This is a genomic window from Chryseobacterium gambrini, assembly GCF_027920505.1.
GTDB classification, from domain to species: Bacteria; Bacteroidota; Bacteroidia; order Flavobacteriales; family Weeksellaceae; genus Chryseobacterium; species Chryseobacterium gambrini.
Window position 1 is genome coordinate 2628563 of record NZ_CP115857.1, and the last position, 16190, is coordinate 2644752.

Below are 16190 nucleotides of genomic sequence, written 5' to 3' on the forward strand. Positions count from 1 at the left end.
TATAATATTTGCCTACAAAATTTTACATCTTAACAAATAATATTATGAGAAATTTCTTTAAACCTCTACTATTTTCGGGAGTCGCCATGCTGTGCATTATCTCGTGCGACGACAATGATGACAACATGATGACTGAGAAGACCACGTATGAACTGGTTTCTTCAGACAGTAATTTAAGCAGTTTAAAAGCTGCCATCGACAAAGCAGGTCTTTCTGCAACTCTTAACCAAAGCGGAACTTTTACATTATTCGCCCCAACAAATGCCGCTTTTGCAACTTTTTTACAGGCAAACGGATATGCAAGTCTTAATGACGTTCCTACGGCGGCATTAAAAACTTTGCTGATGAACCACGTTTTGAATTCTGAAGTAAAAGCAGCAGCAATTTCTACCGGCTATGTTTCTACTCTTGCTATGGGATCTGCTTCTTCCACAAGACCGATCAGTATGTTTATCAATACGAATGGCGGTGTAAAAATTAATGGGGTATCGAATGTTGTTGCCACAGACATTGATGCCAACAACGGAGTGATCCACAAAGTAGATGCGGTAATCGGTTTGCCAACTATTGTTACTCATGCAACGGCAAATCCTCAGTTTACGTCTTTGGTTTCTGCTCTTACAAGAAGTGATATGCCGAATTTTGTTGGAATTTTAAGTGGAACTGCCAATTCTCCGTTTACGGTTTTTGCACCTACCAACAGTGCTTTCTCTTCTCTTCTTACTGAAATTGGAGCGGCTAATTTAGCAGCGATTCCAAAAACGACTTTGGAAAATACTTTGAAATACCACGTCGTTACCGGAGCCAATGTAGGATCTAATAATCTTACAAACAATATGATGGTTCCAACTTTCCAGGGCGGAAGTTTTAAGATTACCACAACGGGCGGTGCTAAGATTACAGATAACAACAACAGAGTTTCTAATATTATTGTAACCGACGTACAATGCAGCAACGGAATTATCCATGCAATTGATAAAGTTTTGCTACCCTAATTGTTTTTTTTCATATAATATTTAGCAAAATAGGCTGCCTCATTTCTGAAGCAGCCTATCTTATTTTTTAATTTTTACATTTAATCTTTAGATCCCAGATCATCCATCGGATCGTCCATTCCTTTAATGATGTTCGAATGGTAAACTCTTTCTGATCCTAAGAAGTAAATATTGTGCCTTGCTTTTGCTATAATTCCGTTATACTCTTCTTCCGTCATTCCTTCAGGAATATCTGTTTTTTCTTCCGCAGGTTTTCTGTATACCTGCAAAGCTCCGTTCTTATTCAGCACTGAATTTGCGGAAACCGCCTGTTCCAGATTATCGGCATAAACGATCACATTATTTTTTCCGATACTGTGCTTTCTGTAAGCATTAAGCATTTCGTCGTCGTGGGCAAAAGTATATTCGAAAAATCCTTTGGTCTGCTCATCTTCTTGATAATTGTCGGTAGACAGTCCGCTTTCAAGGTTTGATCTGGAAATAATGATATTTGCTTCATCAAAGCCGTTTTCTTTTAAATCTTTTTTAATTTCTTCTGTATCTACCGTTACAGGAAATACGGAAACTACTGTATAAGCCATAATATTTTGTTTTGATTATGGAGTACAGTACAAAAGCTGTGCAACTTATCTGGTCAAAAGGTTAATTTAATTTAAAAATTTATCCAGAATATCTACTGCACACTTAGGAAGGTTGGTTCCCGGACCAAAAATGAAATCGGCTCCGTTTGCATAGAGAAATTCGTAATCCTGCTGCGGAATTACCCCTCCTACAACAATGGTAATATCGTCTGCTCCAAGTTTTTTAAGTTCCTCGACAACCTGCGGAACCAGAGTTTTATGACCTGCCGCCAAAGAAGAAACTCCTAAAATATGAATGTCATTTTCTACCGCCTGTTTTGCCACTTCTTCCGGAGTCTGGAATAATGGTGCCACATCCACATCGAATCCCATATCTGCAAATGCTGTTGCTACGACTTTTGCTCCTCTGTCGTGACCGTCCTGTCCCATTTTGGCAACCATTAATCGTGGACGGCGCCCTTCTTTCTCCTCAAATTTCTGAGTAAGGTGTAAGGCTTTTTCAAAATATTCGTTTTTACCTGCGTTCATGGCGTAAACTCCTGAAATTGTTCTGATGTTGGCTTTATATCTTCCGAAGCTTTCTTCCATCGCATCGCTCATTTCGCCCAGCGTTACTCTTCTTCTTGCCGCTTCAATACATAAGGCTAAAAGATTTCCTTTTCCTGATTTGGCACTTTCACGAATCTCATTTAAAATCTGATGTACCGCTTCGGAATTTCTTTCTGCCTTTATTTTATTTAATCTTTCGATCTGCTTTCTGCGGACTTCCGTATTGTCGATGTCTAAAATTTCAATAGCATCCTGCTTTAATTCTGATCTGAAAGAATTAACCCCGATGATAAATTCTTCCCCGCTATCAATTTTTGCCTGTTTTCTCGCTGCCGCTTCTTCAATCCTCATCTTTGGAATTCCGGCTTCAATGGCTTTCGTCATTCCGCCTTCCTGCTCTACCTCATCGATGTATTTCATCGCTTCTTCAATCATCTGCTGCGTAAGACTTTCCACTAAATTACTTCCGCCCATCGGATCTACGACATCGCAGATTCCGCTTTCCTGCTGAAGAATAATCTGTGTATTTCTTGCAATTTTTGCTGAATAATCTGTAGGAAGCGCAATGGCTTCGTCCAAAGCATTGGTATGAAGAGACTGCGTTCCGCCCAGTGCAGAAGATAATGCTTCAATCGCGGTTCTGGTAATATTATTGAAAGGTTCCTGTTCCGTTAAAGACCATCCTGAAGTCTGTGAGTGGGTTCTTAAAGCTAAAGATTTCGGATTCTGGGGGTTAAACTGCTTTAATAATTCAGCCCAGATATATCTTGCCGCTCTCATCTTTGCAATTTCCATGAAGTGATTCATCCCGATTGCCCAAAAAAATGAGAGTCTCGGTGCAAAATCATCAACATTCATTCCTGCTTTTATTCCGGTTCTTACGTATTCTAAACCATCTGCAAGTGTATAAGCCATTTCCAGAACCGGAGTGGCTCCGGCTTCCTGCATATGATAACCGGAAATTGAGATGGAATTAAACTTCGGAATATTCTGAGAAGTATATTCGAAAATATCTGCAATGATCTTCATGGAAGGTGCAGGTGGATAAATGTAGGTATTTCTCACCATGAATTCCTTCAAAATATCATTCTGGATGGTTCCTGAAAGCAAATCCTGAGAAACGCCCTGCTCCTCTGCCGCCACAATATAGAAGGAAAGAATCGGCAGAACGGCTCCGTTCATCGTCATGGAAACCGAGATCTGATCCAAAGGAATTTCATTGAATAAAATCTTCATATCCTCTACAGAATCAATCGCTACTCCCGCTTTTCCAACATCGCCCACAACTCTCGCGTGATCGGAATCATATCCTCTGTGTGTCGCCAGATCGAAGGCAACGGAAAGACCTTTTTGTCCCGCCGCCAGATTTCTTCTGTAAAAAGCATTGGATTCTTCTGCCGTGGAAAAACCCGCATACTGACGGATCGTCCATGGTTTCTGAACGTACATCGTGGAATACGGACCTCTTAAATAAGGAGCAATCCCCGGAGAAGTCTGCGTTAATTCCTGGTTTTTAACGTCTTCTGCCGTATAAGAAGATTTTAACTGTAAGCCGTCTTTCTCAAAAGGATAGACCTCTGTTTTCTTTTCGGTAATAGTGAATTGAGGAGTTTTATTCTGAACTGCCCTTCTCATAATTTCAGATTTAATAGATGGCTAAAATTACACATTTTTGAGGGAATATTTTTTAAATAAAAAAAGCGAAACTGCAAAACTGTAAAATCGATTTTTACGTACTCACTAATCATAATTTTTTAATATCAATTAAAGAAATAAGTACAAACTACAAATAACTGCTAAAACCTTCTTCTGAAATTTAATGAAGGGGAAAAACATTTCCCTTCTGCAATGGCGGTTTTCATATCTGTACGATATATTCTTCCAATTGTAAATTACATTCTTGCAACTGAAAGTAATATTTTAGCGCCTGTAAGTTATATTCTTGCGCCTGTATTTTATATTCTCTCGTCTGTAAGTTATATTCTTCCTACTGTAAATTACATTCTTGCAACTGAAAGAAGTATTTTAGCGCCTGTAAGTTCTATTTTTATACCTGTAAACCATATTGAGATATACAGAAGTATGGTTTTCATTAGATTCTATATTATTTAATACACTTTTTTACATTTTCGGGAATGTCAGATAAAAAAATAATCCGGATAAAGTTTATCCGGACTATTTTGAATTTATGTTAAGAATATTACTTCTTGATTAACTTAGTACTGTAAGATTTCTCCCCATTTTTAATCGCAATTACATACACCCCTTTTACTAAACTGGATACATTAATAATCTGATTGCTAAGATCTCCCTGAAGTACCAATCTTCCATCGGCACTGTAGATTTTATAATCTGCTTTACCTTTGATATTCTTCACCCCAACAAAGTCTTCTGCCGGATTCGGATATATAGAGATATCGGATTCTGCATTATTTTTAACTTCATCCGTAGCAAGAACTGTATCTGTAATCTTCACTCTGAAGTCCATTGTTCCTCCTGCTGGACTTACAGAACCACAAGCTGAAGTAAGAGGCGTATTAAAATTACCCGCAACTCTCATTAAAGTCGTTTTATCTCCTGAATAAGCAGTTGTAGGAACTGTAAAGCTAGCAGAAACCGCTCTTACACCGGAAGCATTAGGCGTGCCACTATTTGAAAGAACCTTTTCTGAAGCTTCGAATACACCATTTCTGTTATAATCGATCCAGACATTTAGTCCCATCGGATTACTAACATAATCTGAAGTAGACAAACCATATACTGCTACAGAATATGCTGTTCCTTTCACAAGATTAATTACATTGGCAGGAACCTCAGTAATATCTTTATAAGATCTGAAAGTAGCATCTACATAATTGACATTCGCCAACTGAACACGCCCTATTGCTCCAAAATAAGGAAGCGGACTGTTCAGGACACAATAATCATATCCTGTTCTAAGAGCTTTTGTTTTAAAAGTGTAAACTCCTGAGAAAGTCCCGGGAACAGTATTTACCACTGCGGCAACTCTTACTTCATAGCTGGTTTCATCCTCAAGTCCAGTCAAAGAAACTGAATTAACACTGCTTGAAGCTGTCGTCCAGTTTGTATCTCCTACTTTTCTGTAATTTACTGAATATGTTGCTCCGGGTACTGCATTCCATCCTACAATAGCCGATGTTCTCAGTACATCAAGATCTCTTGTTTTCAAACCTGTAGGCGCATTTGTAGTAGAAGTCGGCGCAGCCGCCACTGTAATTTGTGGAGAAACCGCATAGAATACATTTCCAATTGCGGAAATTCTTAATTTAACAGCACCAGTTAAACTAGCAGGCATTTGCCCTGTATAACTTCCTGTATTTGGTGTTGATGCAACTAAGTCCGTCCATGTAGTTCCATTATCCGTTGTATAATCTATCTTTACATTTGTTACATTATATGGTGCAGCATTTGTATTTACCGCATCCCACAAGATTGTATTTGAAGCGTTGTTGTAAAGTACTGTAGCATCAGTAATTCCATTAAATTTAAATGGTCCGTCGTTACCCACTGTAACTGTTGTTTCTGAAGAAGAAACCATTGGTCTTACCGGGTTTTCGTCTCTTACAGTAACTGCGTACTTTAAAACTCGGGGAATATAAGATACTGTTTCCCAATCAGTTTTATTTGTTAAATTACCCGCCATTACCGTTGATAATTTAGGAAAATATCTTCTTCCGCCTGTTGTTCCAAAGTATGATCTTGTTAACGCTCCTACAGGATTAAAGCCCCATCCGCTGTCTCCGGAAATAGAATTGGTTGTTCCTACAGTATCATACTGCTCCCAATTGTATTTAAACACATCATTCTGTGCATCAGTAGCTGAAGCTTCCAAATAATAAGCTGTTCCTTTAGGAATGGTGTAAGCTGTAAGAGGTGCAATAACCGGAGCGGTGTTTGTAGTGATCGTCTGTTCCGTACCACAAGCACTTTTGCTATCAAGATTTGTTAGAATCTGATCAATTGATGAATAGTGAAAATACGCATCAGAATTCAATTGAACGTTATCTGGAGTAATTCCCGCATATGCCATAATAGTTGTTCCTCCTCCGGGTTCAACATTTACAGCCGTTCCTTCTGTAATATTAGAAAACGTATGGTTTCCTCCAAGCTGATGCCCCATTTCGTGTGCAACATAATCGATATCAAATGTATCTCCTACAGGATTTGTATTTTGAGTGAATGCTGATCCTTTTGCTAAAGTAGTGCTTGTTGCAGGATTTGTACAAATACATCCTATACATCCAGCATTTCCATTTCCTCCTGCCGCATTGAAAACGTGACCGATGTCATAATTTGCATTCCCAACTTGAGAAGTTAGGGTTTGCTGTAAATTTAAATTTAAATTACCGGTATAAGGATCTGTCGTTGGATCTGTATAAATAATTCCCGGTAAATTCTGGACAAGTAATTTTATACCAAATTCTTTTTCGAAAACACCATTCACACGGGTCATTGTTGCATTCATTTGGGTTACTGTATTTGTAATTCCTCCTGAAGGATCAAACAGTTTTGTATATTCTCCCGTTGTAGAAAGCGCCAAACGATACGTTCTGTATTTTGTAATAGAAGGTCTGTTTGTAATTCCTACACTAGAAAGATTTTTTTTTCCGTTTTCTAAAAGAGATTTAATATCCTTGATGTTTTTTTCTTCTGTACCACATTCAAACCCTTGGTCGCTCTGTGTTCTCTTGGATTTATAAAAAACGCCGTATGTTTTTTTATCCTTAGTAATAGGTTCTATAAACTGAAATACACCATCTTTAATAATCATTGTCTGTATTTCAGTAGGCGATGTACTGAATCTAAGGTATTTTGAAGGATCATCCACTCCTACACCTACGTAAGATCCAAGTCCGTAGGTATCTGCCATAGATTTTTCCATAACAGGATTGCTATATACCGCAAACTTTTCAACTTTACCCTCTACAGTCGGTAAAGAAATAATAACAGGCTTTGCTCCGTTTCCTGTTTCCACAGCATCTTTCAAAAGGTCTCTGAGTGATGTTAAGTCTACCCTATAAGCATACTTCACCTCCACTTCTTTTCTAATTTCAGAAACTTTCTGAGAAGACGGCTCCCATCTCTGTGCATAAGCAGAGGTAGCAATACCCGCTAAAGCACAAACCAGTAAAATTCTTTTTTTCATAATAGCCAATTAATATTTTTAAATATTCTAAACAAATATAATTTGAGTGGAAAATTACAAAAAAAATGGCTAACATTTAATATATCAGCCATTTTTAACTTTTTGATTATTTTTTCAGGTTTTTAACCCCAACTTCATACAACGCAAAAGAAATCAGATCTGCGTTTTCTCCGATCACCTGTTCCGTAGATCTTCCGGCTCCATGACCTGCGTTTTTCTCAATTCTTAGTAAAATCGGGTTGTTACAAGCCTGTTTTTCCTGTAATTCTGCACCAAATTTAAAAGAATGTGCCGGAACTACCCTGTCATCATGATCACTGGTAATAATCATGGTTGATGGATAACACGTTCCTGCTTTTACATTATGAACCGGAGAATAAGATTTTAAATAGTCAAACATTTCCTTGTTGTCTTCCGCAGTTCCGTAATCGTAAGACCAGCCTGCTCCTGCGGTAAATTTATTATACCTCAACATATCCAAAACTCCCACTCCCGGAAAGGCAACTTTGGCTAAATCCGGACGCATCGTCATGGTAGCTCCTACCAGCAAACCGCCGTTTGATCTTCCTGAAAGTGCCATGAACTGTTTGGAAGTATAGCCTTTACTCTGTAAATATTCTCCTGCTGCGATGAAATCTTCAAAAACATTTTTCTTCTGCATCTTCGTTCCTGCATCATGCCATTTTTTACCGTATTCTCCGCCACCGCGAATGTTCGGAACGGCATAGATTCCGCCGTTTTCCATCCAGATTGCATTTACAACAGAGAAAGCGGGCTGTAAGCTGATGTTGAATCCTCCATAAGAATAAAGGATCGTAGGATTTTTACCGTTAAGTTTTGTTCCTTTTTTGTAATTGATCATCATCGGAATTTTAGTTCCGTCTTTTGAAGTGTAGAAAACCTGTTCTGAAACATAATCTTCCGGATTGAATTTCACTTTTGGCTTCTGATACACTTCTGATTTTCCTGAATCAGCATTAAATTTATACGTCGTTCCGGGAGTGATGTAATTTGTAAATGAAAAATACAGCTCTTTTTCTGTTTCCTTGCCTCCAAATCCGGAAACATTTCCTTTTCCGGGAAGGGAAATTTCACGGATCAGTTTTCCAGTTCTGTCGTACTGTTTTACCTGATCAATGGCATCAATCATGTAAGTTGCGAAGAAATATCCTCCTCCTGTTGTAATTCCTAAAACATTTTCGGTCTGAGGAATAACATCTTTCCATGTTTCAGAAGCCGGATTTTTGATGGAAGTTTTTACCAGACGCATATTCGGAGCATCTTTATCCGTAAAAATATAAAGATCATCGCCCTGCGTATCAACAATGCTTACATTGATATCAAAACCTTTATTAATCTGAACAAAATCGCCGCCGTTTTTCAGATCTTTAATATACAGTTCATTTCCGTTGGTTGCGTTGGCTGCGGAAATAATCAGATATCTTTGATCTTCGGAAACTCCCGCTCCTAAATATCTTCTCGGTGTTTTTTCTCCGCCAAAAATCAACTGATCATCGGATTGTTTGGTTCCCAGTTTATGAAAATACACTTTGTGTTTATCCGTCATTCCCGAAAGTACCGTTCCTTCTTTTGGTTTGTCATAGCTTGAATAATAGAAACCTTCATCACCCTGCCATGAAATTCCGCTGAATTTTACATCAACCAAAGTTTCATCAATCTGCTTTTTTGTAATTGCATCGATAATAATGATTTTGTTCCAGTCGCTTCCTCCTTCCGAAATAGAATACGCAGCCAGATTTCCTTTTTTGTTGAAAGAAAGCTGTGAAAGTGAAGTGGTTCCTTTTTCTGAAAATTTATTCGGATCCAGAAAAACTTCGGTTGCTTTTGTTTTGTTGTTGATTCTGTATAATACCGACTGCGCCTGCAATCCGTCATTTTTATAATAATAGGTATACTCACCTTCTTTGAAAGGAGCCGAAATCTTTTCATAATTCCAGATGTCTCTCAACTGGTTTTTAATTTCATCTCTGAAGGGAATTTTCGAAAGGTAATCCTGACTGTGTTTTACCTCATCATCTACCCACTTTCTGGTGGCTTCCGAATCATTTTCCAAATCACGGAAGGGATCTGCAACGGCAGTTCCGAAATACGTATCGGTTTGGTTTCCTTTTACTGCTTTTGGATAATTCATTTTTTGTGAATAAAATGTTGCCGAAAAAAGAACTCCGGCTGTTAATAAAATGGGTGTGAATTTCATATTAAGCTATTTTTCCAAAAGTAAGGAATCTGTTTTGAATAAAAAAAACCGTCTAAAAGACAGCCTGAATTTTTAATTGAGATTTTTCAGATAAAATTCATTCAGCTTCCAGTTTAATTCCTGTGGACCGCCGTTCCAGTAATAAATGGTTTCGGCAATTTTAACCTGATAAAGATTGAATTTTTGTTCTGTGGAAACAATTTTATCTGCTTTTTTAATCTGATTGGTAACATCAATGAGATATTTTTTCATTTCTCCCGCACCAATATTTTTAATGTCTCCTATATTGAGCATCAGACGATGAGAGGGCACCTTAAAACTTGCTTCGTATGTAACTTCGGAGAACCCGTTTTCTTTAAATCTTTCATCATTTACGGTTTTAATTTCTTTTACTCTATATTTCGCATTGGTAAAATTCTGCATCAAAGCACTGAAATAATTTTTAACCTCAACCGAACATTCAGATGCCACATCTGCAGGAAGACCGGCAAGAAAAAGTCTGGTATAATCGTCTATCCTTTCTTTATAAGTGTCTTTAAGTCTGATTCTGTGGGTACTTTCTTTTCCCAGAAAATTAATAAGATAACTGTTGAGTTCTTTTACAGATTCATCATCATATTTTACAAAAGAATTAAAGTAAAGATTAAAAACATTTTCAGGCTTTAGAATATTTTGGGATTTTAAGCTTTGAAAAGAGAAAAGAAGTATTGCCAGAAAGGCAATTTTAAGCATTTTCATAAGTATAGTTCATTTTCAATTTTAGTGTATAAAAAAGCTCCTAAAAAATTAAGAGCTTATATAAATGTACATTATTTATGCGATCAAAAAAGCTTTTGAGGAAATTATTTTTAAACAAGCATTAAAAATCGCCTGTAATAAACTGATTTAAAACAATTTAAAAAAATTCATATTTTAAACATTCAATTAATATAAAAATAAAAGTCTCCGAAATACTCCGGAGACTTACAAAAGATTTTATGGTAAAGATTTTATAAACTTTCTTCTTCGCCTTTCATTTTTTCGGCGTTTTCTGCCATGATAACGGCATCGATCATCTCAGAAATATCTCCGTTCATGTACGCATCTAAGTTATACATGGATTTATTGATTCTGTGATCGGTAACTCTTCCCTGAGGATAATTATACGTTTTGATCTTTGCAGAACGGTCTCCTGTAGAAACCATTGTTTTTCTCTGTGCCGCAATATCTCCCTGAACTTCCTGCAACTTAATGTCGTATAATTTCGCACGAAGCATTTCCATCGCCAGTTCACGGTTAGCTAACTGAGAACGTGCCTGCTGACAAACCACCACCAATCCTGAAGGTTTGTGCGTAAGCTGCACTTTAGTTTCAACCTTGTTAACGTTCTGTCCTCCTGCTCCACCTGAACGTGAAGTCTGCATTTCGATATCTGCAGGATTAATTTCCACATCCACTTCTTCAGCTTCCGGAAGAACTGCAATGGTAATTGCCGAAGTGTGAACTCTTCCCTGAGATTCTGTCTCAGGAACACGCTGTACACGGTGAACTCCGGATTCGAATTTCATGATTCCGTACACGCCTTCTCCTTCCACTTTCATGATGAGTTCTTTGTACCCTTTCGCCGCTTCGTTAGAATCTGTGATCTCGTGTCTCCATCCTTTCGTTTTGAAATACATGGAATACATTCTGTAAATATCTTCCACGAAGATGGCTGCTTCATCACCTCCTGTTCCGGCACGAAGTTCCACGATGACGTTTTTGTCGTCTGCAGGATCTTTAGGAATTAATAAAACTTTTAATTCTTCCTCTAATCCCGGAATTTTTTCCAGCGCTTCGTTTTTTTCGATTTTTGCCAGTTCCACGAAATCTCTGTCGGATCCGTCGGCAATAATTTCGTCGGACTCTTCAATCGTATCCAACGCTCCTTTATATTGATCGTAAACTTTTACAATTTTCCCCAAATCGCTATATTCTTTGTTCAAAGAAGAATATCTTTTTTGGTCTGAAATAACATCAGGCTGTATAATAAGGTCTGCCACCTCATTATATCTCTGTTTTATAGCTTCTAATTTTGGAATTAATGATTTAGACATTATGAAAATTTTGTGGGTGCAAAGATACGGATTATTAATTCAATTTTAAAACTAATAGTTTGTTGTTCTGAATGAAGCGTATGCGTATTGAAGAATCTTTTTTAACGCAATGTTCACAAGAGTTTTTGAATTTATCGTTTTTTTAAGCGCAATGTCTGCAGAAGCTTTCTTTTTAAATGATTGCAAATATAATTCTGCTATCATTTGCTGAGTGAAACGCCCTTGCGAACGGATTCTTTTCAAAGCTAGTCTAATTATCCTTGCGAACTCTGCGTTAAAAAACAATGCTTAATTGTAATGATTTAACACCAAAATTTAAAAGTCAGAAGTTCAAATAATATTCTTAATGATTCAATTCTTTTAACGCAATGTCCGCAAGGTTTTTCTTTTAAATGTTTGTGATTATTTTCGGTCGCAAAGGCGTTTCACTCAGCAAGTGATAAAAATGTGTAAATGATTTCTTACGTAATAGCTTGGTGAAATTAAGGCGTCTCCAAACGATATCAAAAATATAATTCTGCTATCATTGGCTGAGTGAAACGCCCTTGCGAACATTTTTTTTCAAAGCTAGTTCAATTATCCTTGCGAACTCTGCGTTAAAAACAATACGTAATTGTAATGATTTCTTACGTAATAACTTGTTGAAATTAAGGCGTCTCCAAACGATATCAAAAATATAATTCTGCTGTCATTTGCTGAGTGAAATGCCCTTGCGGACGGATTCTTTTCAAAGCTGGCTCCATTATCCTTGTGCACTCTGCGTTAAAAACAATGTTTGATGTTTTACGATTAATTTAAATCAGCGGGATAATTTCTTATCAATTAAATACAAAACAATTCCCACAGCAACAATTCCTAATCCGATGATGCTTTCTTTAGGATTATGAATGAATGTGAAATACAAAATGTAAATGCTGAACAATAAAAAAACCGTCGGAAAAACGTAAAAAAGATTGGATTTGAATATCTTCCGATCTTCTTTTTTAATGAAATACGCCGTAGAAATTGCCAGAGTGGCAAATAACTGCAGAATAAAAGCGGTATAAACAAAAATCTCTTTAAAACTTCCCGTTAAAATAATCAACGTTGCAATCACGGCATGGGCAAAAATGGCACGGACAGGAATTCCTTTTTTATTTCCGACCGATAAGGATTTCCAGAGTCTGTTTTCTTTTGCAAAAGCCTGTGTTAAGCGGGAACCTACCCACAAATAGCCGCTGATGGTGGCGATTAACTGTAGAGCAATAAAAATATTAACCACTTTACCGAAAGTATTTCCCAGCATATTATTGGCAGCTTCCCCCATCACATCTTCTTTTCCCGCCAATTGATTTACCGGAGCGTGTTTCAGCATGATAAAATTAACCAAGAGATAACTTACGGTTACGAAAACAGTTCCTACAATGAGTGATTTCGGTAAATTTTTCTGAACATCTTTTATTTCTCCTGCAATGTAGGAAGCAGAATTCCAACCCGTGTAAGAATACGTTACGAAAACCAGAGACGTCGCAAAAGCCGGAAGCATAATTTCCTTTTGCCATGAATCATCTAATTTCAGGCTGTTCCCAATTGTTTCCGATTCTGAAATTCCGATTCCGACGATAATGAGAACAATGATGAACGCAATCTTTATCAGTGTAAAAAAATTATGAAATCTGCTTGAAGCTTTTAAGCTGAATGACAAAAAAACGGAAACCAGAAAGATAATTCCGATGGCAAAGCTGTTTCCAAAAGAAACATCGAAAGCAGAAAGGTATTTCGACATCGCCAATGCAGCCAGTGCAACGGGAGATGAAAAACCGATGATGAGGGAAATCCAGCTCACAAGATACCCTAAAAGCGGATGATACGTTTCTTTCAGATAAATAAAATCTCCGCCGTTTCCTTTGAAATGGGAACCTAATTCGGCATAGCAAAAGGCTCCGAACAAAGCAAGAATTCCTCCAATGAACCAAAGGAGGAATATGCTGTAGGTATTCGTAATGTCGGTAAGCTGAAAACCGAGTGTTGTAAAAATTCCGGTTCCGATCATATTCGAAACGACAATTGCCACTGCGGTTTTCCAGCCGATCTGATGTGAAGTTGAATTCATTAACTAAAATGTAAAATTAAGCCTTCCGAAGAAATAGTTTCCGAGAGTTCCCATCTGCACCGGAGCATATTTGAAAACCCCAAAATACGAATTTTCATAAATCTGCAGATCCGGAAAGACATCAAATACATTATTGGCTCCAACGGTTAAATTAATATTTTTTGTGAAATCATATCCTACACTCACATCGGTGACTACTTTGGGATTAAATTCCTGAATTCCTCCAAACGGATATCCGTCGCGGATTACTTTCCCGAAGTAAGTATTTCTCACCAGAAAATTAAATTTTCCGATTCCGTAATTCAGTCCTAAAGAAGCTTTGGTTTTGGGAGACAGACTTTCGATGATATTGATCTGATCCGGTCCGAAAAATTCATTCTGCAGTGTCTGAAGATTAGCAGGGAAATGGAAATCTGTAATTTTTGTTTCGGTATAATTTCCGGCAAGATTGATATTTAAATTTCCTCCTCCTATTTTCCAGTCGTAGGCAACTACCAGATCTACTCCTTTGGTTTCCGTATCAACGGCATTGGCAAAAAACCTTCCGCTTTCCACACCATAAACCGCCAGTCGATCGTCTGTAATATTACTTGTAATCACGATTCGGTCTTTTACTTTAATTAAATATCCGTCAACCGTAATAGAAAGTTTACTTATCGGCTTTAAAGTAAATCCAACGCTTCCGTTCACCGAAGTTTCCTGTTTTAATTTGTCGAAACCAAGTGCTTTTGCAGCTTCGCTGTCGTTGTTAAAAATTCCTTTGGTAACAATTGAATTTCCTGTGGTGGAAATATCTGCGTAAGAATTGTTAAAATACTGCTGTTGAAGAGATGGCGCTCTAAAGCCTGTTCCCACTGCAGCACGGATTGCATAATTTTTTGCAAACTCATATCTTACCGCTAATTTTCCGTTCAGTGTACTTCCAAAATCTGAATAGTTTTCGAACCTTCCGGCAAGATCTACATTTAATTTTTTATCCAGATCATAAGAAACATCGGCATACACTGCAGTTGAATGTCTGGATTTTGAAAGTGCATTTTGTGGTGAAAATCCAATAAACGACTGCGCTCCTCCTGCTCCGGAGATATTATCCTGATTGGTAGTCGCCGTCACAGGATTTCCGAAAATATCATATCTCATATAGGAAGCCTGATCTCCAGCTTTAATGTCGTACTGCTCAAACCTGAATTCTCCACCGAATGCGATATTGAAGTTCCTGATGTTTTTTGAAACGTCAAGATTAATTGTATTCTGAAGAAAACTGTGTGCTCCCGCATAAAAATCTGTTGGTGACTTAGCTCCTAAAGATGCATTGACGGTATTGCTTACATCATAATTGAATGTATTGCTTCCGAATGTATTGCTAAGATCAAAAAACCAGTCGTTTTTATTATATTTTGCTCCGATTGCATAAGAAATGTCATAGATTTTCGAGCCTAAAGTCGGCTGAAAACCGTTCGGATAAATAGAATACACATTGTTTGAAGTTTCGCTCGGCAATCTTCTGAAACCGTAACCCTGCCCTTCTTTGATACTGAAGCCTCCGAAGGAATATATTTTAAACTGATCGTTCAAAGGATATTCGGAATTAAAAAATAACTGCGCCTGCTTTATTTTTGCATCACCGATCTGGAAATTAAAATCATCCCGGGTTAAACCATTGGCAAGAATTTTCTGATCGTCCAGCGCTTTTGCAGCATTAAAATCCGGAGCAAAATCATACGCGAAATTATCACCGTAAATATCAAGATTATGATTCTGCGTTCTTGTTGTTTTTCCTCTTTGGTTTAATTGCAGGGATAAACTGATATAGCCGTCCTTCTTCCCTAAAGAAGTTCCGTAGTTCGCTGCTGCCTGATACGTTTCACCATCATTTCTTCCGGAAATTCCGTAATTAAGACTGGCTGTTCCGCCGAGATTCTTTTTAAGGATAATATTAATGACTCCTGCAATGGCATCAGAACCGTATTGTGCCGCCGCGCCATCTCTCAGAACCTCAATTCTGTCGATTGCGATTACCGGAATAGTACTTAAATCTGTACCTACAGAACCGTTTCCGACTGTATTCTGATAATTAACTAAAGAAGTAGTATGTCTTCTTTTTCCGTTAACGAGAACCAGAACCTGATCAGGTCCCATTCCTCTCAAAGTAACAGGATCGATATGTTCTGTACCGTCTGAAGCCGACTGCCGGACTGAGTTGAAAGACGGGATAACATAATTCAGTAAATCCTGAACGGTAGTTTGCGGTGAAGACTGCTGTATTTTTTCGATGTTGATGATGTCTACCGGAACCGGAGTTTCCAGTTTTGTGCGTTTTGCATTTCGGTTTCCTACAATGACCACATCTTCTATCTGCTGTTCTTTTTCCTGTGCCGATAAAAATCCTATTGCTAAAAGGAGTACGCTTACGCTGAGTTTTTTCATTCTATTCAGTGCTTTAAAAAAATTAATTTAAAATGGTTTGCCGAAACAAACATAAAGACCTTCAAGAAGCTGGAATTCATACGGAA

Annotated in this window: 10 protein-coding genes; 2 read left to right on the forward strand and 8 right to left on the reverse strand. The window is 37.7% G+C overall.

The window, feature by feature from the left end:
* Positions 1-44: 44 nt before the first annotated feature.
* Positions 45-995, forward strand: coding sequence for a fasciclin domain-containing protein (locus tag PFY09_RS11900; RefSeq protein ID WP_256040990.1), 951 nt, complete (start codon positions 45-47; stop codon positions 993-995).
* Positions 996-1075: 80 nt separating this feature from the next.
* Here PFY09_RS11900 and PFY09_RS11905 read toward each other — a convergent pair whose 3' ends face one another.
* Complete coding sequence (locus PFY09_RS11905) at positions 1076-1576, reverse strand: hypothetical protein (RefSeq protein WP_108411463.1); 501 nt, start codon at positions 1574-1576, stop codon at positions 1076-1078.
* Between the two features lie 66 nt (positions 1577-1642).
* Complete coding sequence (gene scpA / locus PFY09_RS11910; RefSeq protein WP_271159843.1) at positions 1643-3760, reverse strand: methylmalonyl-CoA mutase; 2118 nt, start codon at positions 3758-3760, stop codon at positions 1643-1645.
* 213 nt (positions 3761-3973) lie between these two features.
* Here scpA and PFY09_RS11915 point away from each other — a divergent pair, with 213 nt between their 5' ends.
* The gene (locus PFY09_RS11915) at positions 3974-4237 is read left to right on the forward strand and encodes a hypothetical protein (RefSeq protein ID WP_271159844.1); all 264 of its coding nucleotides are present in this window, start codon (positions 3974-3976) and stop codon (positions 4235-4237) included.
* Positions 4238-4325: 88 nt separating this feature from the next.
* Here the strand turns inward: PFY09_RS11915 and PFY09_RS11920 are convergent, their stop codons facing one another.
* The 6 genes from PFY09_RS11920 to PFY09_RS11945 all read right to left on the reverse strand — a co-directional run bounded on the left by PFY09_RS11920 (position 4326) and on the right by PFY09_RS11945 (position 16104).
* Positions 4326-7292, reverse strand: coding sequence for a reprolysin-like metallopeptidase (locus PFY09_RS11920; protein ID WP_271159845.1), 2967 nt, complete (start codon positions 7290-7292; stop codon positions 4326-4328).
* A gap of 106 nt (positions 7293-7398) precedes the next feature.
* Complete coding sequence (locus PFY09_RS11925; protein ID WP_271159846.1) at positions 7399-9510, reverse strand: prolyl oligopeptidase family serine peptidase; 2112 nt, start codon at positions 9508-9510, stop codon at positions 7399-7401.
* Between the two features lie 72 nt (positions 9511-9582).
* Positions 9583-10248, reverse strand: coding sequence for a hypothetical protein (locus PFY09_RS11930; RefSeq protein ID WP_271159847.1), 666 nt, complete (start codon positions 10246-10248; stop codon positions 9583-9585).
* 251 nt (positions 10249-10499) lie between these two features.
* The gene (gene prfA / locus PFY09_RS11935) at positions 10500-11585 is read right to left on the reverse strand and encodes a peptide chain release factor 1 (RefSeq protein ID WP_076393854.1); all 1086 of its coding nucleotides are present in this window, start codon (positions 11583-11585) and stop codon (positions 10500-10502) included.
* Between the two features lie 799 nt (positions 11586-12384).
* On the reverse strand, positions 12385-13677 hold the full coding sequence (locus PFY09_RS11940; protein ID WP_271159848.1) for an APC family permease: 1293 nt from the start codon (positions 13675-13677) through the stop codon (positions 12385-12387).
* A gap of 3 nt (positions 13678-13680) precedes the next feature.
* Positions 13681-16104, reverse strand: coding sequence for a TonB-dependent receptor plug domain-containing protein (locus tag PFY09_RS11945; RefSeq protein WP_271159849.1), 2424 nt, complete (start codon positions 16102-16104; stop codon positions 13681-13683).
* Between the last annotated feature and the right edge of the window lie 86 nt (positions 16105-16190).